This window comes from Myxococcus eversor (assembly GCF_010894455.1).
Classification (GTDB): Bacteria; Myxococcota; Myxococcia; order Myxococcales; family Myxococcaceae; genus Myxococcus; species Myxococcus eversor.
This window is the reverse complement of record NZ_JAAIXY010000021.1, coordinates 1-26617: the sequence shown is the minus strand read 5'-3', so window position 1 is coordinate 26617 and position 26617 is coordinate 1. Positions and strand designations below refer to the sequence as shown.

The following is a 26617-nucleotide window of genomic DNA, read 5'->3' as shown; positions in this document are numbered from 1 at the left end:
CAGGGCGCCGTGAGGAGTCGGCCAGGCGTGGAGGGGCCCTCCTGACGTGTCAGGGCACGTTCGGACGCGAGCGCGCGTGCCGTTGACGTGTCAGGTCAGGGGAGGGTGGGGACAGACCCTCCCAGGCTCACGAGGGGCCCGGGAGGGAGGGGCGCGTGGCTAGCGCAGCGGCAGGTCGAGCCAGGACGGTCCGCCGAGCGCGAGCGGCGCGCCGGTGGTGTTGGCGTCGAAGTAGAGCGGATCCTCGGTGTCGACGACGAGCGCGAGCTGGTGCCAGGCCGGGACGTCGTACGCGGTGGCGGGGAACACCAGGTTCAAGTCCACGGGCGCGCCAGGCGTGGCGCCCTGCCAGCTCAGGGGCACGTGGGTGATGAGGCCGCCGAAGTCGCCGGCCAGGTCATACAGGTAGGCGACCACGGTGCCCGACGCCGTCGTCGGGGTGATGCGCAGCCTCAGCGTGGCCACGCCACGGATGGAGATGGCGCGCGTGGAGAGGGAGGAGGTCCACACGCCCGCGTTCAGGCGGTTGACGCCCGGCAGCCACACGATGGGGGGAATGCCCGTGAGCGCCTGGAGCCCGTTGGTGAGCAGCGCGACGCCCGCGTCGGCGGTGGTGTCGAAGCCGCTGAAGACGGTGCGCGAGGAGGTGGAGGAGGAGCCTCCCAGTGTCCCGGTGCCGTCAAGCAGGCGGATGGCGCCCAGCGCCTGGCGCTGCGTGCCCGAGGACACGTCGGCCCAGTTGGCATAACCCTCCACGTCGCCGTCGTAGGTGCGCAGGACGACGGGGGCCTCGTTGCCGATGCCCGTGTTGATGCCAGCCACGTACTGGTCCATCCAGCGGTGCACGCTGGTCCAGACGTGGTTGTCCAGGCCGAGCAGGCCCGTGGCCTCGACGACGGCGTGGTCTCCCGGGGCGAGCTCCAGGCGCTTGGGGCCGGTGAGCTGACCGAAGAAGTCGACGAGCTGGTTGGGGGGGAAGAGGCTGTCGCCGTACGCGTTGGCGATGAGGATGGCGGGCGCGTTCGTGTTGATGCGGCTCACGTAGGTGGAGGCCGAGCGGATGCGGCCCCAGCTCTTGATGGCCTCGATTTCGCGGTTGGCGAAGTAGTTGTCGATGCTGGTGCGCAGCTCGGGGCTGGGCCGGCCCAGCAGGCGCGAGGCGATATCCAACAGGGCCACCGCCTGCGGCCTGCGGGTGTCACCGCCGTACAGCGACGCCACCAGGTCCGTCCATCCGGAGAGCGCGGCCACGGCCTTCACGCGCGAATCGAACCCCGAGGCGATGAGGGCGATGCCGGCGCCGTACGACACGCCCGCCAGGCCGATGCGCGCGCTGTTCGTGGGCGTGTTCGCCACCAGCCAGTCGATGACGCGCGAGGTGTCGGCGATGTCCGCGGGCCCGCCGGTGTCGATGCCACCGCCCGACGCCCAGAAGCCCCGGGGCGTGTACGACAGGACCACGTAGCCCTTCTGCGCCAGCGCCTTGGCCTGGGCCAGGTACTCCAGGTCATTGAGTCCCCAGCTCGCGATGAAGACGACGGCGGGGTGGGGACCGGGCGTCGTCGGCGCGATGAAGTTCGCCTTCAGCACCACGCCGTTGCCGACCGCGATGTCGACGAACTGGAAGGCCGTGGTCGGCACCGCCGCGAGCACGGCGCTCACGACAGGGGTGGGATGTGGAACGGCGGCGTTCCCGGCGAAGGGGAGCAGCAACGCCAGGAGGAGGGACGGCAGTCGGAGCAACCGGGGGGCAAGACGCTGCGCCATGGAGCACCTCGGGACTGCTGGCTAGAGGGGGCGCACACCGTACCGCTCGATTGATTCGTCAATCAAGGTTAGTCCAGGACGGCTTGTTAAGCATGATTCAACGTCCAGGGAGGGAGTAGCGGCCTTCCTTGTGGAGCTCGCGGCTGATGCCGTGGAGGAGGTCCTGGGCGCGAATCTCCTGGGGCTCGCGGACGATGGCCTTGAGGCAGGCGTGGCGGAGCACGTTGATGATGGCGCCACCGGACAGCTCGTGCTCGCGCGCCAGGCGGGGCAGGTTCACGTCGGCCGCGAGGGTGAAGGGCTTGTCGCGGAAGCACGCCTCCCAGAGCCGCAGGCGCTGCGCGGGGCCGGGCATGGGGAAGTGGATCATCGACTGGAAGCGGCGCGCGAAGGCCTCATCGAAGTGGGCGCGCTGGTTGCTGGCGAGCAGGGCGATGCCCGGGAAGTCCTCGATGCGCTGGAGCAGGTAGGAGATCTGCTGGTTGGCGGCGTGGTCATTGGCGTTGCGCGACTCGGTGCGCTTGCCGAAGAGGGAGTCGGCCTCGTCGAAGAAGAGAATCCAGCGCTGGAGCTGGGCGTGGTCGAAGAGGCTGGCGAGGTTCTTCTCCGTCTCGCCGATGTACTTGGACACCACCTTGGAGAGGTCCACGCGGAAGACGGGCATGTTGGTGGCCTTGCCGAGCAGCGAGGCGGTGAGCGTCTTGCCGGTGCCGGGAGGGCCGTGGAAGAGGCTGCGGTAGCCGGGCTTGAGTTGCTTGCGCAGGCCCCACGTGTCCATCAGCGTCTCCTGGTGGCGCGCCCAGGTGATGATGTCCTCCAGGTCATCGCGCAGCGGGCCGTCGAGCACCAGGTCATCCCAGTCCTGGAGCGTGGTGATGCGCTGGGCGGGGAACTCCGGGCCGAAGGGCGGCTGGTAGGTGCCTCCGGTGGTGAGGCGCTCCAGGTACTCCGGCGTGAGCTGGAGGGCGGCGGACAGGGGCGGCTCGTCCGGGTGACGGCGTTCCAGACGCAGCACGCGGCGCGCGAGGAGCGGGTGCTCGGGATGGAAGAGGCGGTGGTGGGAGAGCCGCTGGGAGAGGTCCTCTCCGGCGAGGAGGAACAGCGCCGTCTCGCCGGTGGGGAGGAAGCCGCCGTGGGAGCTCCCCGCCAGTCCGCCGAACTCGGTGAAGCGGCGGTCCAGGGCCTGGTTGCGGATGAAGAGGGGGTCCAGGGCCGAGGGCTGGACGTGGGGCAGGTACGCGAGGACGAGGAGCAATCGCTCGGGGGGCTGGAGCTTCAGCTCACGGAGGACGTCGGAGTAGGGCGTGGACTTCTTCGGGAGGCGGGGTGGGGGGAGGGCTTCCAGGAGGTCTTCGTGGGGCGTCCCTCCGGCGTGTTGCTTGAGGCGGAGGTCCAGGAGCTGGCTGAACCAGGAGACCTCGGCGCGGATGAACGTGGCATTCGAGGCGGGAGTGGTGGCCATGGCGCTACCAGGAGACATAGAGGGGCTGAGGCATCCACGGATGGGTGAGGATGGAGATGCTCCAGGGGACCTGGTCGACGAGCACGTCGAGCGTCTTGCGTTGCACCTGGAGCTTCCAGCGGTCGTCGAGCTGCTCCAGTCGGCCTTCGCGTTGGAGGAAGGTCTCTCGCAGGCCGGCGACGGAGGTGTTGGCGATGATGGTCCAGTTGGCGATGAGGGCCTTGAGGAGTCGGTCGCAGAGGGACTGCTCGCGCTCGGTCAGGTCGATGCCGCTGGGGACGGGGGTGGGGACGGAGAGGCCGCAGAGGATTTTGTTGAGGACGAGCAGCGGCTCGGGCGCGGAGGTGCGGCCGTCGACGAGGTACTGGAGCAGGTGCACCGCGCGCGTGGCGGGCTCGGGGTCCAGGTGGGTTTTTCCCGTGTCGTCGACGCGCGACAGGCCGAGCTCCCGGAAGAGGTGGGGGAGGAAGGGGCTGGCGAGGACGAGGCCCGCGTTGTCGATGTAGATGGGCGTGCCGCCGTGCTTCTCCTCGCCGAGTCGGAAGGCGGTCCGACCGGGGTTCTTCGAGGGGCGGGAGCGCGGGGTGCTGGAGCGGCGCGAGTCGGGGCGGGTGGTGGTGGTCCACGCGGTGACGAGGGCCGCGCGTCGTTGAAGGAGCAGGGCGCCGAGGCGCGGGACGGCTTCGTGTCGGGCGAGTTCGATGGCGCGCTCGAGGAGTCGCTCGGCGGTGCTGCGCGAGTCTCGGTGGCCGGGCTGGGCGGTGTGGAGGCGCGCGGAGAAGTGTTCGAAGAAGGCGGACACGAGTTGTTCCAGCGTGAGGCTTCCGCCAGGACGTTCGCCGAGCAGCTCCAGGACGAAGCGCCAGAAGGCGGACCGCTCCGTGAGCGCGGGAGTTCCAGGAGGAGCGACCTCCTGCCACGCGGCGGCGAGCACTTCAGTGGCGGAGAGGAGCGCTGCGTGGACGTGGGGCGCGAGCACGGCGCTGAAGCGCGCGAGCACGGAGTCCGGAAGGCTCCGGGCCCAGTGTTCCTGGAGCCGCTTGCGGTGGGCATGGCGACGGACGAAGCCGCGGAGCACTTCCGGTGATTCATCCAGGAGGGACTGGAGCAGGCGGAGCAAAGCATCGTCTGACAGGCCGGCGTAACGGTCCGCGCTCTCCGCGAGCAGGAACGAGAAGAGGGCCTCGCGTGCTTCGTGTCCCGCGAGATTCGCGGACTGGGCGGCGGCGGGTGTTTCGTCGGAGCTCGGCTCTGGCGATAGCTCGTTGCCTGGATGGGTCGAGGCGTCGCGAGGAGGCGGGGAGGCGAGGGACGCCGTAGTGGCTGTTGGTGGCGACTCGTGCGCAAGGGCGCGGTGGTCGTGCGAGGCCACAGGAGGACGCGGTGCCTCCGCGATGGAGCCAGGAGGGTGCGGCGCTGAGGAAGTTGGCGGTTGCTGAAGGAGTGAGTCCTCGCGGGAAGAGGTGCGCGCGGGCCTGTCGCCTTGGAGTTCTGGATGGGCTGCTTCCGTCGGAGTGTTTACTGCGTGCGAAATGGCTCCGCGTGAATGCTCGGGACTCGTGGATGGCGATTGTTCGGCGGGTGCAGTGTCGGAATGCCTCTGATGAATGGAGGCTTCGGCCAGTCCTGGCGAACGTGAACGCCCGAGGCTCTCTCCTGACTGTTCGGACTGGGTAGCGTCAGGCTGAATCGGATGAGCGGTCGCGGCGGTCGCTTCTGTCGAACGTGAACGTCCAAGGCTCACGGAGGACGGCTGTTCGACCTGGGCAGCGTCAGGTTGTGTCGGATGAGTGGACGCTTCAGCCGCGTCTGGCGAACGTGAATACCCAAGGCTCGCGGAGGGCGGCTGTTCGGCCTGGGCAGTGTCAGGCTGCCCTGGATGCGTGGACGCATCGGTCACTTCTGACGAACGTGAATGCCTGAGGCTTGCGGAGGGCGACTGTTCGACCTCGGCAGTGTCAGGCTGCCCTGCATGAGCGGACGAATCGGCCACTTCTGGCGAACGTGAACGCTCGAGGATTGCCGAGGGAGGCTGTTCGGCCTGGACAATGTCAGGCGGCTTCAGATGACTGGAGGCTTCGTGCACCTCTGGTGGGAGTGAAAGCCCGGGGCGCGTGGAGGGGGACCGCGCGCCCAGAACAGCGTTGGCATTTCTCGGATGAACGACTTCGTCCACCTCGGGCTGTTGTGAATGCCCCAGGCCCGTGGAGGCTTGCTGTTCGGTAAGGGCAGCGTTGGGTCGCTCCGAATGAGCGGAAGAAGAGTTCACCTCCGGCGAACGTGAATGCCCGAGGCTCGTCGATGGCGATTGTTCGACTGGAACAGCGTCGGGCCACTCCTGATGAGTGGAAGGCGCATCCACCTCTGGCGAGCGTGAACTCCTGAGGTCCATGGAGTGCGGCTGTTCCGCTGGAGCAGCGTTGGACCGCTCCAGATAAGCGGAAGAGGCATTCGCTTCCGGCGAACGTGAACTCCCGAAGTCCGTTGAGGGTCGCCGTTCGACCTGGTCTGCGCCGGACTGCTTCGGATGACCTGAGCCTTCTTCAACCGCCGGCGAAAGTGAGTGCCAGAGGCTCGCGGAGAATGGCTCGGTAGGGGACCCGTGCTTCGCCAGAGAGGTGGGTTCCGCACTCGCGCCGGGCGCTGGAGAAGCTCCGAGGCTGGTGGGATGGAACTCGTTTCGATTCGCCGCCTCTGTCGCCTTGGAAGCCAGTGCCGCGTCTGTTTCAAGCGCACGCGCTTGTCCGGGACGTACGAGTGTCGGATCGACAAGCGCCGTATTCGTCCGCTCCGACGGGGTGACTCCCTCTCTTGCCTCGTGCGCGAGAGCAGACTCGCGACTCGCAGGTGATGACTCGACCAGTCCCGATGATGGCGTCACCGACGAAGGAGCTGCTTCGAGCGCGAGTGATGGATTGAGGTCCCCGATTGAGGGCACAACCTGTCGTGCGGAGTCTCGCACCTCATTCGCTGCCTGAATGCGCGGAGGCATGAGGCCAATGGATGGTGAGTCGACCTCGGTATCCACTTGCCTAGGATGAAAGCCCTCCGCCTCTTCTTCCTGCGCGCGTGCAGGGTCCCTCTTCACGCTGGATGGTGAGGTGCCCGCATCCACGAGTTCCGCATCGACTTCGTGCGTGGGCGAAGTCTCGATGCCCAGGTTGGATGGCGAAGCCATCGTGTCCACGAGCCGAGGAGCCGGCTGCTCCGCCTCTATTTCGTAGGTGCGAGAAGTCTGGAGGCTCGCGGCGGATTGCGGAACCGCCATGTCCACGCTCCGAGATGGCAGTTGCTCCCCATCTATCCCGTGCGTGCGTCGCGACTGGTCGCGCGCGGTAATCTCCGAATCCACCGCGTCCACGTGCCGAGGAGGAATGTGCTCCTCCTCCTCCGTCGCTGTTGACCGGAGTCCGACGGATGCCGCCTCAGTCAGGACTGCATCCACGGAGGAGACCGATGGCGCGAACATCTCTGCTTCTTCATTCCCCCGTGAAGGCCGATGACTCACGGTTGAAGCGTGAGCAGGGTCCACATCTGCCAGCGCACCGCGGAACGCCTCAACCTGCTTCGCCGGCAACTGTCCCGCCGCCTCCCAAACCATGACGGTCCGAAGCAGGACCCCATGAACCTCACCCGGAATCACCGAACCGAACAGTCGCTTCAACAACCGACTGAACGCGCCCTGTGCCAGCGGAGCCGTCTCCCCCAGCAGCAACAACTCGTGAAACACCTCTTGTCGAGCCCCCTCCCTGCCGCGTGGAAGGAGCCGCTCCGGCAAAGTGTTCAGCGCCCGCACCAGCGCATTCAGCGTGCCCGCCTCACGGGGACGCAGCAGGTCCATTGCCCGCTCAATCAGCTCCGGCTCGCTCTGCTCGACCAGCGCGGTCCTCAACACCTCCACGTCGCGCAGCGCGAGAAGGAAGTGTCGAGTGTCCTCCGGAAATGAAACCAGCAGCGCCGCCAGCAGCGCCGCCACGGTAGGCCCCGACTGCTCTCCGAATCGGAGCCGACTCACCAGCGCCGACTTGAGCGCATGGGCCTCCCACCGGGACAGCTCCGCCTCAGGAGAGCTCCGAGCCTCCGCGAACGCCCCCGCACGAGGCGCCGCCAGCTCCTCCAGGTCCACCGGCCGCCCATCCAGGAGCGCGGAAATCAACCGAGCGAAGAACAGCGGCTTGTCCTCCGCCCGAGCCACGAACACCGGCAGCGCCGAGCGCAGCGGACTGCCTTCATCGCCAGAAGGAGGCATCAGCCGCACGAGCAGCTTCGCCAGTGTCTCCTCCGGAATCCTCCGCACTGCGCGAACCAATCGCGTCAGAGACCCGCCAGGGTGCTCCCACGCAAGCGCCCGTCGCTGAAGTGAACGGGGCAGCTCCGGCAACGTCGCCACGAGGCGCTCCGCCGTCAGCTCCGGCATGCGCACGAGCGTGCCCCACGGCAACACGCCATGCTGAAGGTAGTAGCGAAGCGCCTCCGTCAGCTCATAGCGAGCCGATGCCGTCTCCGGCACCGTCAGCTCCTCCGCGTCGTACTCCTCCACGTCCGCGGCTTCCGGAACAGGAGGAGGAAGCTCCCGCACCAGCTCCCCGATGACGAAGGACAGCGAGGCCAGCACCGGGTGCCGTTTGCGCACCTGCTCCAAGCCGATGCCCAGCGTGGTGAGCAGCTCCGGATACTCCAGACCCTGACTCTCGGCGACGCCTTCCAGGAGCTGCTTCAGCGCGCTCTTGCGATTGAACTGTGAACCCGCCTCCTTCACCAGATACGTCAGCGTCAGCGACCAGAGCAGGCGCGACAGTCCGCGGTCGCTCAGCGGCACGACGGGTTTGACCCGATGGAGCGCCTGGAGACTGACGATGTAGTCGATGAGGAGCGCCGCGTGCTTCGGCTCCAGGAGCGTGATGAGCCGCTCCAAGGAGCGCTGGTCCAACTGGAGTACCAGCCGGTCCAGCACGTCTCCCATCGAGGCATGCGTGCCGACCAGTCGAACCAGGGCCTGGGGGTCGCTCATGGCCACCTGCGCGAAGAGGGCTCCGAAGGAGAACCCCGCGCCACCGGGTGCCCAGTACGGCAGCGTGCCGTGCAGCAGGTAGTGCTCGAACAACTCCAGCCGCACCTCCGCCTCGGTCCGAGGCTGCTCCCCAGAGGGCGGCGCCACACGTCGGGCATGCACCGCCTGCTCCACGACCTCGCGCAGCCGGGCGGTGAGCCGCTCTTCCACCACCTGCTCGAAATTGTCGAGAGGCACCGTCCCCAGGTCCACATCCAGCCGGTCGATGCGCAGGTGCAGGCCCGGAATATCCACCGCGTCGAACACCTGCTCGATGATGGCCAGCAGGCGTCGCCGGTTGAAGTCGCTCAGTCGAGGTTGAAGCTCCAGCGCCTGGGCCTCGGACTCCAGCTCCACGTGGAGCGTCTGCTTCCGGATGTGGTGCCGCGAGCCCGTCATGCGGGAGCCACCTCGGACTCGCGCGTCGCGGCCTCCAGGAAGTCCCGCAGTCGAGCCGATGCCGTGGCCAGCCCCTCCTCCTGGCGAAGCGCGTTCCTCCAGGCCCAATAGAGCCGCTCGAAGCGAGCCATGCGCGAAGGGCCGAGGAACAAGCAGTCCGCCACCACGAGCGCGGGCGCGTTGCTCCGGATGACCTCGCGAGCGAAGGTCTGGAACTCCGAGTCACTCCACTGCCGCGTCGCCGTGGAGATGACCGCCGTCACCGTGAAGCTGTAGGGAAACGCATCCTCGCCGTCGCGACGCGCGGACCGCAGCAGCAGGTGCTCCACGATGTAGAGCTGCGAGCGCTGCCGGTTGAGCGTGGCCACCTGGTCGACCAGCGCATGCGCGCGGGCCACGGCGCTGCCGGTGTCCGGGAACTTCCCCGCCAGATGCCACCCTTTCTCGGAAGGCGCCTTGCACACCAGCGCCACGGAGGACTCGCCCGGCAACGTCCCCACGCGGAAGTTCTCCAATGCGCCCGCGGCCCCAAGGAAGGCACCGCTCACCGCCTGTGCTCTCAACGGGGAGGCGGACGGACTCTCCGGAGCGGGCAGGGACGCGACGCTCGAGAAGCGCTCCTCGATGGTGTCCACATGCCGAGCCAGCGCGCGTCCCTCTGGCGCGGGCTCACCCGAGTCCGAGAGGTCGAGTCCGTGCTCGTCCAGGGTGTCGATGAGCGGCCGTGCATCCGCCTCGTGCATCCCAAGCTGGATGCGGCTCTTGATGGCCATGCCCGCGACATTCCCGGGGCCCGGTCGCTCCAGGTAGTCGAAGCCGCGTCCGCGTCCGTGCGTGCTCTGGACCAGGTGATGGAGCAGCGCGAGCTTCGCCTCCATCAATCGCTCTGACTGCAGCGCCTGCGGACTCCCCTCCCAGGCGACGTCCGCCACCGCGTCGTCCTCGAGTCCCTCCGCGCACAGCGCGAGCAGGACATCGAGGAACCGGTTGCGGCGCTCGGTGACGGGGTCCTGGCTGGCGACCAGCTCCCTCAAGCCGCGCTCATAGCCCGACGAGTCCTCGCCAGGAGCCTCCCGCTTGAGCAGCGCCTCCACGTCGGGGACGGAGTCGGCGAGCGACTGCGAGAAGTACGTGCGGCGCAGCTCCGAATCGCCGGAGAACAAGTCCCGGACGCGCGAGAGCTGAGCGAAGAAGTCCGCGAGGAGCTGCTCGAAGACGAGCAGGTAGCCCTTGAGCTGCCGCGCCTGTCCCTGGCGTGCGAGGGGCGCTGCTTCGGGAAGCCCCGCCGAGCCGATGCCGTAGACCATCGGGTACTGCGTCTGGATGGAGGTGTAGCTTCGGAAGTCCTGGCGCTGACCTCGGGGCATGGCGAGGTACTCGTCGTACTGCGGCGCCAGGGGATACGTGCGGCGCTGCTCGGCCCACAGGCGCTCCAGCTCCCGTCGCACGCGCGCGGGCTGGGGCTTCACCTCGACGCCATTGCGGAACAGGCGGATGGTGAATCCGCCCCGCTTCGCGTCCGTCGCCGTGTCCAGGACGAGCACCTGATTCAACGCGACGGGAAGCGAGCCGTCCGGTCCCACCGCCACCGCGTCGTTCGCGCGGAGGCTCACGTTGCGGACGCTGGTGACGCCCGGCGTCTGGACCATCACCCGCGTGAGGTCCTGGAGGGAGATGGAGGTCGCCTTGGGTTGAAGCTCCGCGTCGGCGATGAAGCCGTTCTGGAGCAGCGGTCCCTCGAAGATTTCGTCCGTCGTGCGGCCCTCGTCGAGCAGGGACTTCAGCGACTCACGGCGAGGCTCCGGCGCGAGGAAGTTCCCGATGTCGAAGAACAGCCCGGCGAGGATGAGCTCGGGTGTGCGGCTCTCGTCGATGCTCGCGTCGGCGGAGACGATGGCCTCCACGTTCTCCAACACGGTGATGTCCCGCAGGTCCTCGCACAGCCCGCGGTGCCGGTGGTAGACGCGGCGGACGGCGTCGATGATGGCCTCGGGGGAGCGCTCGTCGGTGGCGCAGTCGTGCTGGCCCGGTGCGTAGATGCCCAGGTCATAGAGTCCCTGCACCTCACCGGACGTGACGGGCGTGAGCCAGACGTTGCCGACGGTGGGCACGCGGTCGATGAGGAGCTTGCGGTAGTCGCGCTCCGTCACCGGGTTGCACGGGAGGATGTCGCGCGCGGGGAAGAGGCCCTGTCGCGCCGGGTCGATGAGGCCCGTCACCGGGTCCAGCAGCAGGTCCGCGAGGGGAAACGAGGCCCGGTAGGACAGCTCCGTGAGCGCGTAGCAGAGCTGCTCCAGCGTGGTGACGCCCGGGTCGGTCTCGTTGTAGTCCGTCCAGATGTTTCCGGAGAGCTGCTGGATGAGCGCGGTGCCCTCTTCCTTGAGGGCCCCGTAGTTCAGGCCCACGTTCGCGGGCGGCTCGGCGGTGACGGTGACGGGCTCTGCCATGGGGGGCTCCACGAAGACGAAGGGGCTCAGTAGCCTTCCGCCAGGGGCTCGGCGGCGGGCGCACCGGCGGCTTGCAGCTCATGCCGCGTGGCGGAGGTGAGGAAGTACCAGTCGGACTCCAGCGCCTCGGGCGGCGGCGTGTGCCCGAGCTCCAGCGACAGCAGCGCCTGGACATAGGGCCGCGTCTGGATGAAGTCGGAGATGTCCGCCTCGGACGCGTACTGTCCCTGCCGCGTGGCGCGCGACGCGTCTTGGTACCAGGGCGACAGGTACTCCACGAGCTCGCGGTCCAACTGGTCGATGCTCGCGCCGACGTCCTCACCCACGCGGAAGTCCACCAGGGCCTTCACCGTGACGCGCACGTAGATGGGATTGACGACGCGAATCCGGGCGAAAGGACTGGCGCGCTCCTGGAGATAGCCCTGGATGCGCTCCAGCATGTCCGACGTGACTTGCGGCACCGTGGCGTCCGCCGACGTCGTCCCATCCCTTCCGGGAACGACAACGACGAGCACCGCGCCAGGCACGCCGGACTGGAGTGGCGCGTGGGCCGGCAGGGCCTTCACCTTCCAGATGGAGGGGAAGCGCTCCAGCACCAGGCGCTCGTAGTCCCACGCGAGGATGGCGCGCTCCTTGTGACGCAGTCGCTCGGACGCGCGGGCCTCGAAGGTGCGAGGCGTCTCCGGAGGACGTCCGCCGAAGGACGGCATCGGCTGGGAGATTCCGCCGATGTCGGGCAGCTCCTGAACGGAGAGGGTGATGCTCCCGGCCGGAACGGGCGTCTCCACGTCCACGCCGGGCTCCTGCCGCGTGGAGAGCAACGCATGCGGGATGACGTCGAGCGTCCGGGGAAACGCCTCCGCGTCGTCCGCCACCGAGGCGCGCACCCACTGAAGCTCCGACTCCTCACCTCCGGAGGGCATCAGCGTGCTCCCCTCGGAGCTGAAGGCCGGAAGACTCAACGCGAGGATGCCCGTGCCCTGGAAGCCTCCCGTCGTATCGAAGAGGACCTGCGAAGGCGCGAGCGCGCTCCACCCCGCCGCCGTGAGCAGGTCCCACCGCACGACGGGCGGCGCACCCTCTCCCAGGAAGGTGCCGCTCAACTGGAACAGCAGCGTGAGCGTCTGCGCTGTGTTCAGCCCCGTGAAGCCGAGGAACAGATTGGCCGGCGCCTTGAACCGCGGCAGCAGCGACAGGGGGCGCTTCGCCTCGGGCGTCACCTGCTTGAAGCCCTCGAAGGGCAGCAGGTGGAAGAAGCGCATGTCCTCCAGCGTGCAGCGCGCCGAGTAGTGGAGGCTCAGCTTCTGGAGCTGGGGCAGCCACGGAGGATTGGGGTACTTGAGGTCCTTGGGCTCCACCGGGCTCAGGGGACTCTGGTCGAGCGGGTCCGGCAGCTCGGCCAGCACCGCGTTCAAGACGTTGAGGGTGTAGAGCGAGTCACCGAAGGCATACGACGGCGCGGCCAGCCGCAGCTCCAGCGCGCTGGTGGCGGGGTCGTAGTAGTCGGGCGGCGTGCTGGGGCTGATGTCGAACTGCTCCAACACCGTGTCCTTGCACAGCTCGCCCCTCACCGTGGGCGTGGGATTGGCGCAGTCGTCCTTCGTGCGGAAGAGATAGCCGCGCACGGTGTCCCAGTCCTCCGCGTCCTCCAGCGGCGTCACCGGGGAGAGCGGCGACATCAGCGGCTGCAACATCCAGGAGCCCGGCTGGAGTACGCGCAGGTCCGCGAGGAAGCTCTGGTTGTCGAAGAGGTCGGCCGTGGGCTTGCCGTCCGGTCCCACCACATAGTCACGGTAGTAACCGTGAAACCCATCCTTGTTGGAGGGCAGGTTGAACCAGTCCAGCGAGAGACGCAGGGTGTCGGGCTGTTTGACGAACAGCTCCGTGTGCCGGATTCGCACGTAGGAGCCGACGACGGGCTCCGAGCCGAACAGGGGCCAGGGCACGTTCGGGTCCACCTCGCCCTGCGTGTTCTCCACGCTCACGCCGGACAGGTCGGACACCTGTACACGCAGCTCCAGCGTGGAGAAGTCCACCGCGTCCAACAGCGACACGGGATGGACTTCGACGTCGCCCTGCAGCAGGACGGGCTCGGACTTCAGGAAGGCCCGGAGCGTGGGCAGGTCCGGAGTGGGGCCGGTGCCATTGGGCACCACGGAGGGCGCGGAGGGCGTCAGCTTGAACCAGAGCCCGAAGCCACTCAGTCGCGGCTCGACCTCGCCCCGAGGGGGTAGAGGCGGGAGGACGGGCTCGTAATTCTCCACCGTCAGCCAGCCGTCCGCGGTGGAGACCTGGAGTGTGAAGGACTCTTGCAGCACCTGGCGGAGCACGCTCCGCTCATCCAGCCCTGTCGCCGAGGCGAGCGCCGTCAGCAGCGTGCCCAGGCGCTTCGCGGAGGCCGGCGCGAGTGGAACCTCCAGCGTCACCTCGCGAGTGCCACCCGTCAGCAGCAGGTAGCGAGACGCGAGCGCGAAGCCGAGCGTCGCGGGCACGGTGACGGTGGTGGGCGTCATGCCCGTGCGCACGGCGCCGAACGTCGCCCAGCCGGGAAGCCGCTCGTCGGAGGACGACTCCGCGTCGGTCTGCTCCGGCTCCAGCGGCATCTCCGAGGAGAGCACCTGCTGGACGACGGTGAGCGCGTCCTCCTCGTCCCCTAGCGGAGAGGCCAACGGCAGCAGGGGCCCGCTCAGCACGCGCAGCGCCAGGCGCCGGGCCACCGTGGCCGGCGTGACGCCCACCGACGTGTCCGAGGCGAAGAGGATGTCCTGCCCATCCGGCCGCTTGCCCGCGGGGAACAGCGTGCCCCGAGGGACGAGTGCCTCGCGCACCTCCTCGTCCTCGGCGAGGGTGAAGGTGAGGTACGTGCTGTCGGGGAGCGCGGCGCGGTGTTGAAGGCGCAGCACGTCGCGGTGATAGAAGCCGGCGTATCGGCCCGACACCGTGTTGACGGTGTCCTGCGCGGTGCGGAAGAGCTGCACGAAGGACATGTACAGCGCCAGGTGCGGCGGGTGGTTTCCCGTCGCCAGCGCCGTGGGCAGCAGCGTCGCCGTGAGGCCCTGGAGCCGCGACAGCGCATCGAGGAACGGGTCGAGCAGCGGCTCCAGTCTCGCCGCCGCCGCGCGCGCCCGCGCTTCCTTGGAGGCGCCCTTGTAGCTGGCGCCGTCCGCGGGCAGGTCCTCCAGCCCCCAGATGGGCAGCATGCCCTCCGTGTCCAGCCGCACCGCTCGCCCGAGCGCCTGGGGCAGCCCCGCGCCCTTCGCCGCGCTCACCAGCGCGCGCAGCGCCACGGACAGCGGCCCCTCCACGGCGCTGACCAGGCCCTGGCCGAGCAACCGGGACAGCTCGCCCTGCGCGCCCAGGCCCGTGCCCCTCAACCAGAGGTCGAAGCGACGGGCCAGGCCGAGGACGAGCTGGAACGCGTCCGAGAGCGTGGAGAAGGAGCGCTCGAAGGCGCGGGCCGCGTCCACTTCGCGCAGGGTGACGAGGAAGCGGTCCTCCACCGCGCTCGCGTCCAGCGCGTCGATGGAGGCGAGCACCATCACCGGGTCCGCGAGGAAGAACTCCGCCCAGTCTCCGTCCCGCGTGTTCTTCAAGTCGTAGAAGTAGATGAGCGCGCCGAAGCGGGGCGCGAAGTCGAGCAGCTCCGAGCGCGTGCGCCCGTCCACCGGCGCATGGCCCGCTTCCAGGGCGCGCAGCCAGCGTCCCAGTTGGCTGGGCGCATCGTTGATGGCGACCTTCGTATCGCGCGGGGCCATGGGCTAGGGCCCCTGCACCGGGATGCTGCCCTCCTGGAGATAGAAGGGGTAGACGAGGTTGCTGCGCGTGTTCGTCTGCGTGACGATGTACGAGATGGTGATGGACAGCATCCCATCCACCGACGCATCCCGCTGCACCGTCACCGCGTCCACGGCGATGCGCGGCTCCCAGTAGAGGATGGCCTGCTGGACGTAGTCCTGGATCTGCCGCGTCAGCGTGGTGTTGATGCTGCGGAAGACCATCTGCCGCAGCTCGCAGCCATAGTTGGGGAGCATCATCCGCTCGCCCAGCGAGGTGGACAAGAGCACCCAGAGGCTCTCGCGGATGTCCTGGTCATCGCTGACCATGAGCAGGCCGCCGGTGCGCCGGGAGAAGGTGGGTGGAAAGCTCCACCCGGTACCGAGGAAGGAGGGGGGCTGGTTCTCCATGGTGGCTCACCCTCCAATCATCACCGTGGGAAACCCCACGAGGATGGTGCCGCCGTGGGCCGTCTTGTCCCCGAGCCGCGCGGCGGGAAGTCCCATCACCTTCACCGTCGTGGAGCCCTTCATCACCGCGTCCGGTGGCCCCACGCAGATGGCCACGTCGCCGACCTTGGCGGCCGGCAGCCCGCCAATCAGCACCGTGGGAGCGCCGGGGCCGGCGATGGGGCCTCCGACGTGAGGCACCTGCACGGGGCCCACGGGGGTTGTCATCGGGCACTGATGGAAGTCCGTGACGCGGGCGGCGGGAGGCATGGGGCGCACCTTTCGGGGACAGCGCTCAGTTGATTTTCACCAGCGAGCCGCGGACGGTGAGGATTCCACCGGACTTCACCTCGGTCTGGGTATTGCCGCTGGCGGAGAAGCTCACGGACGCCTTGTTCGCCACCTGCTTGCCGCTCACGGAGACATTGCCCGTGGCTTCCAGCGTCAGGTTGGCGCCGGCCTTCACCGCCACGTTTCCCTTGGCGGTGATTTTCACGTCCTTGGCACTGTCCAGGGCGATGCCGCCCTTGGACAGGGACACGGTGTTGCCGTTGCTGTCTTGAATGGAGATGGCGCCGGACGTGTCGTCCAGCTTCACGATGTGATTGCCGGGCGTCTTGATGACGATGACCTTCTTCTCGTCATCGAACGACAGCTCCAGCTTGGACCGCGTGACGACGGCCTTGCGCGTGTTCTTCTCGTCCGGGGGATACGCCGGCGCGCGCTGCTTGCTGTACACGGAGCCGAGGATGACCGCGTGGCGCGGGTCCTCGTTCATGAAGCCCACCACCACCTCGTCGCCGACCTCCGGGTAGAACAGCGCGCCCACGCCGCTGGACGCGTAGAACGTCCCCAGCCGCGCCCACACGCCCTTGCTCGGCTCCTGGAGCAGCGGCAGCCCCACCAGCACGCGCAGCTCGCCGCCGGGGTCCTTGGCCACCTGCTTGACCACGCCCGTCTGCAGTCCTTTTATTGGCGGAAGCTGTCCGGCCGCGTCCGGCGCCGCGATGTCCGGGTTCTCCGCGGTGAACCAGCGCGGCGACAGGCCGAAGTCCGCCGACGTCATCCAACGCCCGTCCTCGATGTGGTGGTGCACGGCGCTGATGAAGGCGGCGCCGTTGAAGCGCGGCCCCACGCCCCCCAACTCCAGCATCTTCCCCACCTGCGCCAGCGCGCTGCCGTGGAAGCGCACCGAGCCGCGAATCTTCGCGAGCTTCGACATCAGCAGCTCCGCGGAGGCCCAGTCCTGGAGGTCCGCGGGTTGCAACTCCGCGCCCGTCTGGAGCGCGAACTTCTTCGCGCCGAACACCTGCGCCAGTTGGGCGGAGGTGACGTTGCCCTGCTCCTTCACGGAGACGCTTCGCGGGCCGGACTCGATGAGCTTCTGCGCGCCCGCGTCCCAGGTGTAGCCCTTGATGGCGGACGCGTCGAACTGGGTGGTGGCGTCCATCTCCACCTGGAGGTCCAGGATGGAGCGGCCATAGGTGAGGTTCAGCACGGGCGTCTGCGACGTCTTGGGCTCCGCCACCGTCACCTCGCCGCCGTCCGCCATGACGACCAGGCCGTTGAGCTGCGCCCGCGTCACCATCAAGTCCCAGTCGGTGGCGTAGTACTGGACGATTTCGTCGTGCACGGCCGTCGTGGCGGTGACGTCGCCGGACAGCCCGTTGCGCGTCAGCAGCGTCTTGATGAGCGCGCTGTCCTTCACCTTCTCGAAGAAGCCGCTCTTGCGCTCCAGCGTCATCTTCATCGCCTCGTCGGTCAGCTCCACCACCAGCTTGGAGCCGGAGGACTGGTCGATTTCGAGCCCCTGCCGACAGACGATGCCCTGGAAGATGCGCGTGTTCTCCCCGTCGTAGCCGGCGGAGATGAGCACCTTGGCCCCGGGGATGAAGGTGTCCTTGCTGCTGATGGGGAACAGGCCCGTGGACGCGCTGCCGTCGAACAACACCAGCTTCGCGCGCGGCAGCTTGTTGACGCCCAGCCACGTGTCCACGCTGATGACCTGGTACGTCTTGGGGATGACGGTGCCGTTCGACTCAATCGTGAACGTCGCCAGCGCCCCTTCGTTCTTCTCCGGAAAGGGCGGGGTCATGCCTGGGTCTCCTTCAGCGGAGGAAACAGCAGCTTCGAGCCCACGGTGAGCCGCCGGAAGTCGGACAGCCCGTTGACCCGTGCCACCTCGAGATACAGCGCGCTGGTGCCGTAGATGCGGAAGCACATCAGCGGCAGCGTGTCTCCCGCCTGCACCGTGCGCACGTGCGTCAGGTCCGGCGAGCTCATCCTCGCCTGGAGCGCCAGCTCCACCTCGTCGTTGTAGCCAAGGAACGTCCCCTTGGCCCGCGCGCGCAGCGGCGTGCCATCCGGCTTGAACAGCGTGTACGTCATGCTCAGCTTGGACAGCTTGCACTTGAACAGGAAGGTGCCCCACGACATCTTGAGATAATTGGGGCTGTGGATGTTCCCGTTGTAGGTGAAGACCAGCTTCTTGAACTTCGCCACCTGCTCGGCGATGCCGTCGTCGGTGAAAGGCATCAGCCCCGGCAGTGGACTGGGCACCACGCCGGTGCCGTCGAACACCAGCTCCAGCTCCACCGTGTCCGCGGGAATCCGGTTGAAGTCCGGTGAACCTCCGGGGCTGCCCTGCGTCTGGTTGTCATTGTACTTGACGCAGTACGTGTGCGAGTACGACGCCGGGTTGATGTACACGGTGTAGCGGCCGACCTCCGACGTGAAGTCGGACTTCTGGTAGGCGATGACGTTCATCTTCTCGAGGCTGCCGGAGAACCCCATCGCTACCGCTCCTGTCGCGCCTTCAAGATTTGGAGGACGCGGCGCACGCAGTCCTCCACCACCTTCTGGTGCGCCTGCTTCTCGTCGTCGCAGCCGCAGTCGCCCACGGGCGTGCTGGGCGTCTCCGGAATCGCCTCGCCGGAGCCGCCCCGCACGCTCATCTGGATGCCGACCTCGTTGACTTCCAGGGGCATGGCGCGCGCCTCACATCAGCCGGGACGTGAGCTGGGCCAGCTTGATGGCCACAGAGGCCGGGCTGCCCAGATTCACGCGCTCGAAGTAGTTGTAGGACAGCTCCAGCGACTCCGTGAGGATGCGGTTCTCCGTGGAGCTCATCGGGGACACCTCCCAGCGCAGCGGCCAGGCGTTGATGAAGCCCCACGCCACCAGTGGAAGGCCATCCTCGTTGAGCAGCAGCACGAGGATGTTCTGTGGCAACAGCGGCAATGACAGCCCCGAACCCACGCTCTGTCCGAACCACTCCGCCAGGAACGAGTCCCGCGTCACCACGCCCCGCTTGAGCACCAGGTTGGAGTACTTGGCGGCCTTGGGCAGCTTGTGCGTGAAGCGATTCTCGCCCCCTTCCGTGACGTCCTCCGTGTCCCAGCGGGCCTCGATGCCCGAAATCTCCTGGAACGAGGCGTCCAAATCGCTCGCCGCCGCGAGCAGGGTCGCGGAGCCGAGGACGGAGACGCTGAAGTAGAACGCGCCGGGCGGGTAGTAGGGTTCGGACATGGCGATGGCTGTGATTACGGCGCGGCGACGACGAGCGTCTCGAAGGCGACCTCGAGCGACTCCACGGCGACCTCGTTGCCTTCCGACTTGAGGTCCGTGCCGGAGAGCTTCGTGGGCCACGCGTTGTTCAGGGTCCACGTCATCTTCGGCGCGCCCTTCTCATCCAGCAGACTGATGATGACCGTCCGCCGGGTAATCGTGTTCATCTTGATTTCGTTGTACCAATCCCAGAAGCGGGCATCGTTGATGAAGATGCCCTTGCGCAGCTTCACGTTGCCGACCTTGCCCAGGCCCGGCATCTTGATGGGAAAGAAGCTGGGGTTGTTGCCGTGCCGGTACTCGATGACCTGCGTCTCCGTCTCCAGGCCATCTACTTCCTGGAAGCTGACGGACGTGTCGTCCCCCAACTGGACGGAGAAATAGAATTTCGGCAACGGCCAGATATCGTTTTGGACTTCTCCTGCCATGGCGGCTCCTCGTTGAACTCGTGAAGGGTGGAATCAGTCGTCGAAGTCCGGGCGGGCGCTACGCGCTGGCGCCTTCCATCTTCTGCTTGAAGGTCAGCTCGATGAACTCCGCCGGGCGGATCATCTGCAGGGTGACCTGGACGACCATGTAGCCCTCCAGCACGTCCTGCGCCGTCATGGTGCTGCCCAGGCCACACTCCACGCTGAACGCATCCGACGCGGTGGCGCCCAGCAGGCCTCCCTGGGACCACAGGCCCTGCAGGAAGCTGGACACCATGGAGGTGACCGACGCCCAGGTGTTGCCGTCGTTGGCGGCGAAGACGAAGCGGTCCAACGCGGCCTTGATGGACTGCTCGGCGTAGGTGAGGGTGCGGCGCACCTGGATGTAGCGCCAGTCATTGCTGTTGCCGTCCAGCGTGCGCGCGCCCCAGACGACGGAGCCCCGGCCCACGAACTCGCGCACGGCGTTGACGGCCTTGCCGTCCACCGGGACGTTGAGGTCCGCCTGCTGCTCGTTGTTGAGCTTGAACGTGGTGCTGGTGACGCCGGTGAGGCTGACGTTGGCCGGCGCGTTCCACACGCCCCGGTTGGCATCGTTCCAGGTGTAGATGCCCGCCATGGCGCCGCTGGACGGCAGCACGTCGTCCTTGCTGGTGATGATGCGCAGCATGTCCGTGAGGAGCGGCAGCGCGGCGGTGAGGTTCTGGTTCAGCGCGAGGATGTCCTCGGGCGTCGTGACGGTGCCAATCTTGGCGATGTCCGCGTCCACGGCCGTCTTGCGCGCGGCGGCGTTGGCGTAGAGGTTGGCGCTCTCCAGCAGCAGGATGGACTTGAGCGTCGCCTCCGTCTTGATGTTGGTGTAGTCGAAGTCGCTCACCTCCTGCACCGTGGTGTGCAGGAAGGGGAAGTAGGTCATCCCGTAGTTGAGGAACTTGCTGCCCAGCACGCCCCGGTAGTCGGAGATGACGGTGGACAGGGTGGCCTGGGTGACGGTGGCGGAGCCATACACGTCCAGCACGGCCACGCGGTCCTGAAGCGCGCCGCACTGGGCCAGCATCGCGGTGGCGACCGTCCCGTAGTCCGCCAGCGCCGTCAGGTTCACCGCGTCCGGCACCACGAGCATGGTGGGGCCCACCTGCTCGGCGATGACCGCCAGGCCGCCGACGAGCGTGGCCGGGTCCAGCGCGCTCGTGTAGTCGCCGACGGAGACGATGTACGCGCTGCCGCCGCCGTTGGCGTAGAACAGGCGCAGGCTGTTGAAGAGGACGTACTTGGTGCTCACCGCGGGGATGAGGTCGTAGTACTTCCAGCCGGGCGTCGCGCCGCTGTCATACACCTTGAAGTCGTAGTCGCCCGACTTCTGCTTGGCGGTGTCGGTGACCTCGGTGAGGTCGAACGTCGGGTCCGGCGCCCCGCCGAAAATCTGCTCGTAGTCCGCCAGCGAGCCGATGCGGATGGGCTTGTTGGGGATGGGCTTTCCGCTGAGCGTCGCCGTCTGGGTGTAGCCGATGAAGGCGGGCACCGCCGTCTGGATGCCGACGACGGAAGGCGGGAAGGCGTCCAGCTCGGTGACATAGACGCCGGGGGTTTTACGGGCTTGCCTGATGGACATCGGGTCCTCTCTTCGCTGCGTGGGTGGGCTTCGGGGTTCAGAGGTTCAGGTAGATGTCCGAGTAGTCCCGCTGCTCGAGTGGCGAGGGCTGGGGCGCTCGGCGCTGGCCCGAGGGACGGGTGGCGCGCGGGACACCGGGAGGGGGGCCCACGCGGGGCAGCACCATCGCGGGCGAGGCCACCGGCACGTTGGACATCAGCGTGCTCTCGAAGACGCCCTCGGCCCGGCTCCCCGTGAGCTCGAAGAGCTGGTCGGGGACCTCCTGGAGCGGCAGCTCCTGGTCCGCGACGAAGAGATAGGCGTCACCCGCTCCGGCGACGGTGACGGGCACCGGGCCGGAGAAGGTGACGGGCTGGGGCGAGCTCACGTCGAGCAGCCGCAGCACGTCGTAGCGGACGCCCCGGGGCGGCACGACGTAGTAGCACCAGCGGGTGCTCCGTCGCTCGAAGCGCAGCTCCGCCCGCAGCGGGACGATGCGCGTCTTCTCCGCGCCCAGGGACAAGTCACACAAGGGATACAGGCCCACGTCGCCGGGGCTCGGCTTGGACAGCACCAGGTCCAGGAAGGCCAGCGGCGTCGGGTACGCCTGGGTGTAGAGGATGGTGCCCTGGTGCAGCGTCGCGCCGGCGGCGTCGAGCTGGCGCACGGTGTAGATGCCCTCGGGCAGGGCGGAGAGGTCCAGGTAGAGGAAGTCGCCCACGCGCTGCTCGGGGCCCTTGAGCCCTCGCGTCGCGCGCACCTCCTCGCAGGTGATTCGCGAGGGGGACTGCTTCTGGAGCAGGGCCACCGGAATGCTGCAGGGCCTGCACAGGACCTCGGCGCCGGAGAGGTCCAGCAGGACGACCTCGTCCGCCCCCGGCAGGAGCGGCACCTGCACCTGCACCTGCACCACGCGCTGCCGGCTGGCCTCCGTGACCTGCTCGCCCGGGTTGATGAGGACGGGGAGCGACGCGGTGCCCGCGCAGTGGAGCTCCTGGTCCTCGGGGGAGGGCTGCTCGCCGGCGAAGTGGGCCTGGAGGTTGTTGAAGTAGAGGTTGACCTCCGTGGGCTGGAAGTCGCTGGGCAGGTCCGTGAAGTTGACGAAGTAGGGCGTGTCCGGGACGAGCACGAAGGACAGCCACGTCCACTGGCCCAACTTCTCGCGGCGCTCCATCGCCTTGAGCAGCTGCGCGCGGCGGTTGTAGTCGTAGAGGACGGTGAAGGAGGTGCCCTCGTCGCGGAAGATGAGGCCCAGGTCCCTGAGCAGCGCCGCCGTGGCGGACGTGGGCCGGCAGACCAGGGCCGGGCAGCGGCCCTCGGAGCGATTGAAGTAGGTGTGCCGCAGGTCCACGCTCAAGAGCCGCTCGAAGGTGTAGCGACGCGGCAGCGTGACGTCCTCGAGCGGCTCTGGCGCTGCCAGGCCCTTGGGGATGTGGCGCCGCGCGAGCTCCCCGGGCCTCAGGGGGCCGCGCAGGGCCCGCTCGTTGGCGCGTCGGAAGCGGCTCATGGCAGGACCGCCTCGGGCTGGCCGGGCGCCTCGACGCCCTTGGCCGCGGGCACCTGGGCCTGCTGGGCCTCGCCCCGGTAGGGAATCATCCGGACCTTGTAGAAGACGGACGGCAGGTACTTCACACCCGCGAGCCCCATCAGGTGGTTGAGGCCCAGCAGGTCCAGGTCGACGAACTCGAAGGTGAGCTTGTCGATGTCCGGGTCCAACCCCGGCAGGCTCTGCTGGGTGAACCACGGCGTCTGCTGGAAGAAGCTGATGACGTGGGAGATGGCCTCCAGCCCCACGGGGTACGCCTGGTCCTCGAAGTTGGCGTACAGCAGGACGAAGAGGTCGATGTAGAGCGGCGGCGCGACGATGCCGTACGTGTCGGCGGACACGGGGACGTTGCGGTTGTACGTGCTGACGATGGTCTCGTGCCGGATGTTCGCCAGGAACATCACCACCGCGTCGCGCGCGGGGGCCGCGGGACTGCCTTGATTGTCCGTCAGGTTGGAGAGCACCACCCAGGGCTCCTGCCGGGGCGCCGCCTCCGCGTTCCGGATGAACTCATCCAGACGCCTGCGGACCAGCTCCAATGTGCCTCCCAGCTTGCCCAAGACAAGACTCCGCCGAGCACGCCCGCCGGGCGTGTCTGTGATTGGTGTGGATGGTGAGACCCGGAGGGCCGCCGGGGTTTTGCGAGCGAAGATGGAACCGCCGACCGTTCGCCACAGCCGCTGAGTGATTCACGCGAAGGTTTGATTCGTGTGATGGTCAGACAGTAACAGGGAAAACAAGTGTGTCAATGGGGGTGGACTTGTCTGACTTGGCGGGGAGGATGTCTTTTGAAACCCCGCGCGTCTGTATTTGAAGGCTCACCGGAGGGTGGATTCAGGCGGTGGGGCGCGCGGCGACTTCCGCACGTCGGACGTCCTGCCCCCGAGGGGCTTGGGCGGGTGGACGGAGAATCGCGGGGCTCACCTGGAGGGTTCGTGGGGGTGGGCGTCCCGGACAGCGGGCCTGGGTGGGGAGGCCCCGCGTCGACGGGAGGAATCGCCGCGACGCCGCGCGGGCCGGATTTTCGGCCTCGGGCGCGATTTCGACGGGGGAGGTCGGGTGGACCCGGGGGCGGCCGGCCGGGGACGTAGGACCTGGAAACGAATGAGTCCGCCCTTCTTTCGAAAGGCGGACTCGGTGCAGGTCAGCGACTTCCGGTGAGGAAGTCGGTGTGAAGAGCGGTCAGGAGAGCGAGGCGGCGTCCAGGCCCGCGTCGGCCATCAGCAGGGCCAGCTCCGCCTTGAGCTTGTCCTTGGCGCGAATCTCGAGCTGACGGGCGCGCTCGCGGGAGAAGCCGAAGTGCTCACCCAGCTCGCTGAGCGTCATCTCCGCGTCACCCATCACCCGGTTCTCGATGATGAAGCGCTCGCGCGGGTCCAGGCGGCGCAGGGCGCGCTGCACCAGGTCCCGGGTGAGGCCCGCCTGCTGGCGGTCGGCCACCTCGTCCTCGTGGGACGCTGCGGAGGACTCCACGAAGTCCAGGTGGGTGGCGTCGCCGTCCTCGCCGACGGGCGCGTCGAGCGACAAGTCCCGGCCGCCCATGCGCTGCTCCATCTCGCGCACCTCGGAGGCCTTCACGTTCAGCTTGCGGGCAATCTCCTCCGCGTTGACGATGCTCGCGTCACCGGCGCCCATGCGCTCCAACTCGCGGCGGGTGCGCGCCAGGCTGAAGAACAGCCGGCGCTGCGCCTGCGTCGTGCCCAGCTTCACCAGGCTCCAGTTGCGCAGGATGCAGTTCTGGATGTACGCGCGAATCCACCACACCGCGTAGGAGATGAGGCGGATGCCCTTGTCCGGGTCGAACTTCTGCACGGCCTTCATCAGGCCGATGTTCGCCTCCTGGATGAGGTCCGACATCTTCAGGCCGTACGAGCGGTACTCGTAGGACACCTTCACCACGAAGCGCAGGTTGGCGGTGACGAGCTGGTGGCCCGCCATCAGGTCGCCCTTGCGGAAGCGGCGCGACAGCTCCTGCTCCTGCGGCTGGGTCAGCAGGGGGTACTTGTTGATTTCCGAGAGGTACGTGGAGAGGGAATCCGGGGAGGAGAAGTGGGAGGTTTCCTGCATGGCGTCTCTCGGGGAAGGGGGCCGGTGGGAGCCGCGCATCGGCGGCACGGGACGGGTCCTTCGCAATGCATGTGCCACGGCACTTGCGGACCATTTCCCAGTGAATGCGAGGGTTTGCATCACCGGGTCAGGGTGCTTAAGGGCAGGACCCTTTCGTTTTTACAGGGGGGTGATCCGAAGACTCTTCCGACTGTTTCCCGGCTGACAGTGGGGAAGGGTGGGAGCGGAGGAGGCATCCAGGCGAGCAAGGTGGCGGTTGTGCGACGCGTGTCCGCGGCCCGGGCGCGTCATCGCCACCTTGGTGGAATGGGGACCCTGTTCCAGCTCTTCGCGGTGTCGGCGGTGGTGATGGGGGTGTCGCAGACCATCGCCCGCGAGCGCATCTTCGCGTCGCTGCGTGAGCGGCTGGGCGGGAAGGACACGTGGTGGGGCTACCTGGTGTCGTGTCCCTACTGCCTGTCGCACTACGTGGCCTTCGTGTTGGTGCCGCTCACGGGGACGTATCCCATCGACGTGGTGGTGGGCGGCTGGCCGGGCCTGGTGCTGCGGTGGCTGTTGTCGGCGCTGCTCGTCACCGTCATCGCCGCCTTCTACCGGGTCATCTTCTGGTTCGTGGATGAGAGCCAGGGGCTGGTGAAGCGGCGGCAGCGGACGGAGGAGGAGGAGGTCGCGACGAAGCGGCTGGTGAGGAGACAGGTGGAGCAGCGGGTCTCCGCGGACGAGGACTCCCCGCCACCGCCGCCGCACTGATTGCGTGGGATGTGCCCCGTCCGGGCTACCCGTCAGCCCGCTCGGCATGCGAAGAACGCTGAAGAGATGGCGGACGAATCGAAGCAGGTGGTGGACGACCCGAGGACGCGGCGGGCCTGGGTGCTGCCCGCGCTGATGGTGCTGCTGCCGGTGGGGTTCTTCTTCCGGGCGTTCTTCTGGAGCGACGTCTTCATCGCCGGTGACACGCTGCGCGCCTTCTATCCGATGCGGGCCTTCTGGGCCGCGCGGGTGGCCGTGTTCGATTTGCCGGAGTGGTTCGCCTTCGATGGCTTCGGACAGTCCTTCCTGGGCATCTTCATCTCGGGCGCGTTCCACCCCACGACGCTGCTGCACCTGTTGCTGCCGCTCGGCGTGGCGGTGAAGGCCACCATCCTCGCTTGCTACCCCGTGGCGTTGCTCGGCACCTGGGCGCTGCTGCGGCAGTACGACGTGCCTCGCGCCGGGGCCTTCTTCGCGGCCCTCTGCTTCACCTTCAGCGGCTACCTGGTCTGCATCACCAACAATCCGACCTATCTGCTCGCGGCGAGTACGGTGCCCGCCGCGCTCTGGGGGGCGGTCCGCTTCCTGCGCGCGCCGTCGGTGGGGCGGCTGGGGGTGGGCGCGGGGCTGCTGGCGCTGGTGGCCTTCGCGGGGGATGCGCAGGGCTTCGCGATGACGAACGCGCTGGTCGTGCTCGTGGCCGCCGTGGACCCTGGGGTGGGCGCGTGGCGACGGCGGCTGGGTGTCTGCGGGGTGTTGGTGGTGACGGGGGGCCTTCTGGCCGCGCCGCAGTTGTCTCCGGCGGTGGGGCTGGTGCTCTCGGGTGAGCCCGGGGCTCGCTCGGCGGCGGAGGCGCAGCGCTTCTCGCTCCATCCGCTGCGCCTGTGGGAGCTGCTGGTGGGGCCGTACCTGGCGGACAAGGAGGGGCTGCGCGGCATCCCGGAGATTGTCGTGCGTCACCTGGTTCCGTCGGGAGGATTTGGTCGCGTCTGGGTGGACTCCATCTATGTCGGGACACCGGCCTGTGTGCTGGCATTGGGCGGGCTCATCGCCTCCGCGCGGCGTCCTCGTGCGTGGGTGCTGGCGGGGGCGTGGTTGTTGTTGCTCGCGCTGAGCCTGGGGGATGCGCTGCCTGTCTATGGATGGGTGTATCAGGTGTTCCCGCTGTGGCGGCCGTTTCGCTATCCGGAGAAGCTGGTGCCGCTGGTCAGCCTGGGGCTCGCGGTGGCGGCGGGGCTGGGGTGGAAGCACTGTCTGGGAGAGGGGGGCAATCGGCGCGCGGTGATGGGCGCGGGGGTCTTCCTGGCGTTGCTCGGGGGA

The 26617-nt window shown here is 68.0% G+C and carries 18 protein-coding genes; 2 read left to right on the top strand and 16 right to left on the bottom strand.

Going from position 1 to position 26617, the window contains the following annotated elements:
- Positions 1-159 precede the first annotated feature (159 nt).
- The 16 genes from G4D83_RS34315 to G4D83_RS34240 form a co-directional block, all read right to left on the bottom strand.
- A complete protein-coding gene (locus tag G4D83_RS34315; protein ID WP_163869107.1) occupies positions 160-1767 on the bottom strand; it encodes a S15 peptidase family protein in 1608 nt (535 codons plus the stop codon).
- Between the two features lie 97 nt (positions 1768-1864).
- Positions 1865-3229, bottom strand: a complete 1365-nt coding sequence (locus G4D83_RS34310; protein ID WP_163869106.1) for an ATP-binding protein — start codon at positions 3227-3229, stop codon at positions 1865-1867.
- 4 nt (positions 3230-3233) lie between these two features.
- Positions 3234-8678, bottom strand: coding sequence for a contractile injection system tape measure protein (locus G4D83_RS34305; RefSeq protein ID WP_163869105.1), 5445 nt, complete (start codon positions 8676-8678; stop codon positions 3234-3236).
- Positions 8675-11125, bottom strand: a complete 2451-nt coding sequence (locus tag G4D83_RS34300; protein ID WP_163869104.1) for a hypothetical protein — start codon at positions 11123-11125, stop codon at positions 8675-8677. The genes G4D83_RS34305 and G4D83_RS34300 overlap by 4 nt, the downstream gene beginning before the upstream one ends.
- A gap of 26 nt (positions 11126-11151) precedes the next feature.
- Positions 11152-14880 (bottom strand): baseplate J/gp47 family protein, encoded by a 3729-nt coding sequence (locus G4D83_RS34295; protein ID WP_163869103.1) that lies wholly within the window; start codon positions 14878-14880, stop codon positions 11152-11154.
- A 3-nt stretch (positions 14881-14883) separates the two neighbouring features.
- Entirely contained in the window at positions 14884-15309 is a 426-nt protein-coding gene (locus G4D83_RS34290) for a GPW/gp25 family protein (protein WP_163869102.1), read from the bottom strand.
- Between the two features lie 6 nt (positions 15310-15315).
- On the bottom strand, positions 15316-15618 hold the full coding sequence (locus G4D83_RS34285) for a PAAR domain-containing protein (RefSeq protein ID WP_163869101.1): 303 nt from the start codon (positions 15616-15618) through the stop codon (positions 15316-15318).
- 25 nt (positions 15619-15643) lie between these two features.
- Complete coding sequence (gene vgrG / locus G4D83_RS34280; protein ID WP_163869100.1) at positions 15644-17443, bottom strand: type VI secretion system tip protein VgrG; 1800 nt, start codon at positions 17441-17443, stop codon at positions 15644-15646.
- Positions 17440-18141 (bottom strand): CIS tube protein, encoded by a 702-nt coding sequence (locus G4D83_RS34275; protein ID WP_163869099.1) that lies wholly within the window; start codon positions 18139-18141, stop codon positions 17440-17442. Before G4D83_RS34275 ends, vgrG begins: the two co-directional genes overlap by 4 nt.
- 2 nt (positions 18142-18143) lie before the next feature.
- Positions 18144-18335, bottom strand: a complete 192-nt coding sequence (locus tag G4D83_RS34270; RefSeq protein ID WP_163869098.1) for a DUF5908 family protein — start codon at positions 18333-18335, stop codon at positions 18144-18146.
- Positions 18336-18345: 10 nt separating this feature from the next.
- A complete protein-coding gene (locus G4D83_RS34265) occupies positions 18346-18876 on the bottom strand; it encodes a phage tail protein (RefSeq protein WP_163869097.1) in 531 nt (176 codons plus the stop codon).
- A gap of 14 nt (positions 18877-18890) precedes the next feature.
- Positions 18891-19310: a phage tail protein gene (locus G4D83_RS34260; protein WP_240356920.1), complete on the bottom strand. Its 420-nt coding sequence runs from the start codon at positions 19308-19310 to the stop codon at positions 18891-18893.
- Between the two features lie 91 nt (positions 19311-19401).
- The gene (locus G4D83_RS34255) at positions 19402-20955 is read right to left on the bottom strand and encodes a phage tail sheath family protein (protein ID WP_163869095.1); all 1554 of its coding nucleotides are present in this window, start codon (positions 20953-20955) and stop codon (positions 19402-19404) included.
- A gap of 37 nt (positions 20956-20992) precedes the next feature.
- Positions 20993-22441 (bottom strand): hypothetical protein, encoded by a 1449-nt coding sequence (locus G4D83_RS34250; RefSeq protein ID WP_163869094.1) that lies wholly within the window; start codon positions 22439-22441, stop codon positions 20993-20995.
- Positions 22438-23040, bottom strand: a complete 603-nt coding sequence (locus G4D83_RS34245) for a Pvc16 family protein (RefSeq protein WP_163869093.1) — start codon at positions 23038-23040, stop codon at positions 22438-22440. Before G4D83_RS34245 ends, G4D83_RS34250 begins: the two co-directional genes overlap by 4 nt.
- Before the next feature lie 622 nt (positions 23041-23662).
- On the bottom strand, positions 23663-24547 hold the full coding sequence (locus G4D83_RS34240) for an RNA polymerase factor sigma-32 (RefSeq protein WP_163869092.1): 885 nt from the start codon (positions 24545-24547) through the stop codon (positions 23663-23665).
- Between the two features lie 306 nt (positions 24548-24853).
- On the opposite strand from G4D83_RS34240, the gene G4D83_RS34235 reads away from it, so the two are divergent.
- Positions 24854-25297 (top strand): hypothetical protein, encoded by a 444-nt coding sequence (locus G4D83_RS34235; protein ID WP_163869091.1) that lies wholly within the window; start codon positions 24854-24856, stop codon positions 25295-25297.
- Positions 25298-25363: 66 nt separating this feature from the next.
- A partial coding sequence (locus G4D83_RS34230; RefSeq protein ID WP_205522789.1) for a hypothetical protein occupies positions 25364-26617 on the top strand: 1254 nt, incomplete at its 3' end.

Coding starts and splice junctions, on each gene's coding strand:
- G4D83_RS34315 (WP_163869107.1), bottom strand. CDS start 1,767: ATGGCGCAGCGTCTTGCCCCCCGGTTGCTCCGACTGCCGTCCCTCCTC.
- G4D83_RS34310 (WP_163869106.1), bottom strand. CDS start 3,229: ATGGCCACCACTCCCGCCTCGAATGCCACGTTCATCCGCGCCGAGGTC.
- G4D83_RS34305 (WP_163869105.1), bottom strand. CDS start 8,678: ATGACGGGCTCGCGGCACCACATCCGGAAGCAGACGCTCCACGTGGAG.
- G4D83_RS34300 (WP_163869104.1), bottom strand. CDS start 11,125: ATGGCAGAGCCCGTCACCGTCACCGCCGAGCCGCCCGCGAACGTGGGC.
- G4D83_RS34295 (WP_163869103.1), bottom strand. CDS start 14,880: ATGGCCCCGCGCGATACGAAGGTCGCCATCAACGATGCGCCCAGCCAA.
- G4D83_RS34290 (WP_163869102.1), bottom strand. CDS start 15,309: ATGGAGAACCAGCCCCCCTCCTTCCTCGGTACCGGGTGGAGCTTTCCA.
- G4D83_RS34285 (WP_163869101.1), bottom strand. CDS start 15,618: ATGCCTCCCGCCGCCCGCGTCACGGACTTCCATCAGTGCCCGATGACA.
- vgrG (WP_163869100.1), bottom strand. CDS start 17,443: ATGACCCCGCCCTTTCCGGAGAAGAACGAAGGGGCGCTGGCGACGTTC.
- G4D83_RS34275 (WP_163869099.1), bottom strand. CDS start 18,141: ATGGGGTTCTCCGGCAGCCTCGAGAAGATGAACGTCATCGCCTACCAG.
- G4D83_RS34270 (WP_163869098.1), bottom strand. CDS start 18,335: ATGCCCCTGGAAGTCAACGAGGTCGGCATCCAGATGAGCGTGCGGGGC.
- G4D83_RS34265 (WP_163869097.1), bottom strand. CDS start 18,876: ATGTCCGAACCCTACTACCCGCCCGGCGCGTTCTACTTCAGCGTCTCC.
- G4D83_RS34255 (WP_163869095.1), bottom strand. CDS start 20,955: ATGTCCATCAGGCAAGCCCGTAAAACCCCCGGCGTCTATGTCACCGAG.
- G4D83_RS34250 (WP_163869094.1), bottom strand. CDS start 22,441: ATGAGCCGCTTCCGACGCGCCAACGAGCGGGCCCTGCGCGGCCCCCTG.
- G4D83_RS34240 (WP_163869092.1), bottom strand. CDS start 24,547: ATGCAGGAAACCTCCCACTTCTCCTCCCCGGATTCCCTCTCCACGTAC.
- G4D83_RS34235 (WP_163869091.1), top strand. CDS start 24,854: ATGGGGACCCTGTTCCAGCTCTTCGCGGTGTCGGCGGTGGTGATGGGG.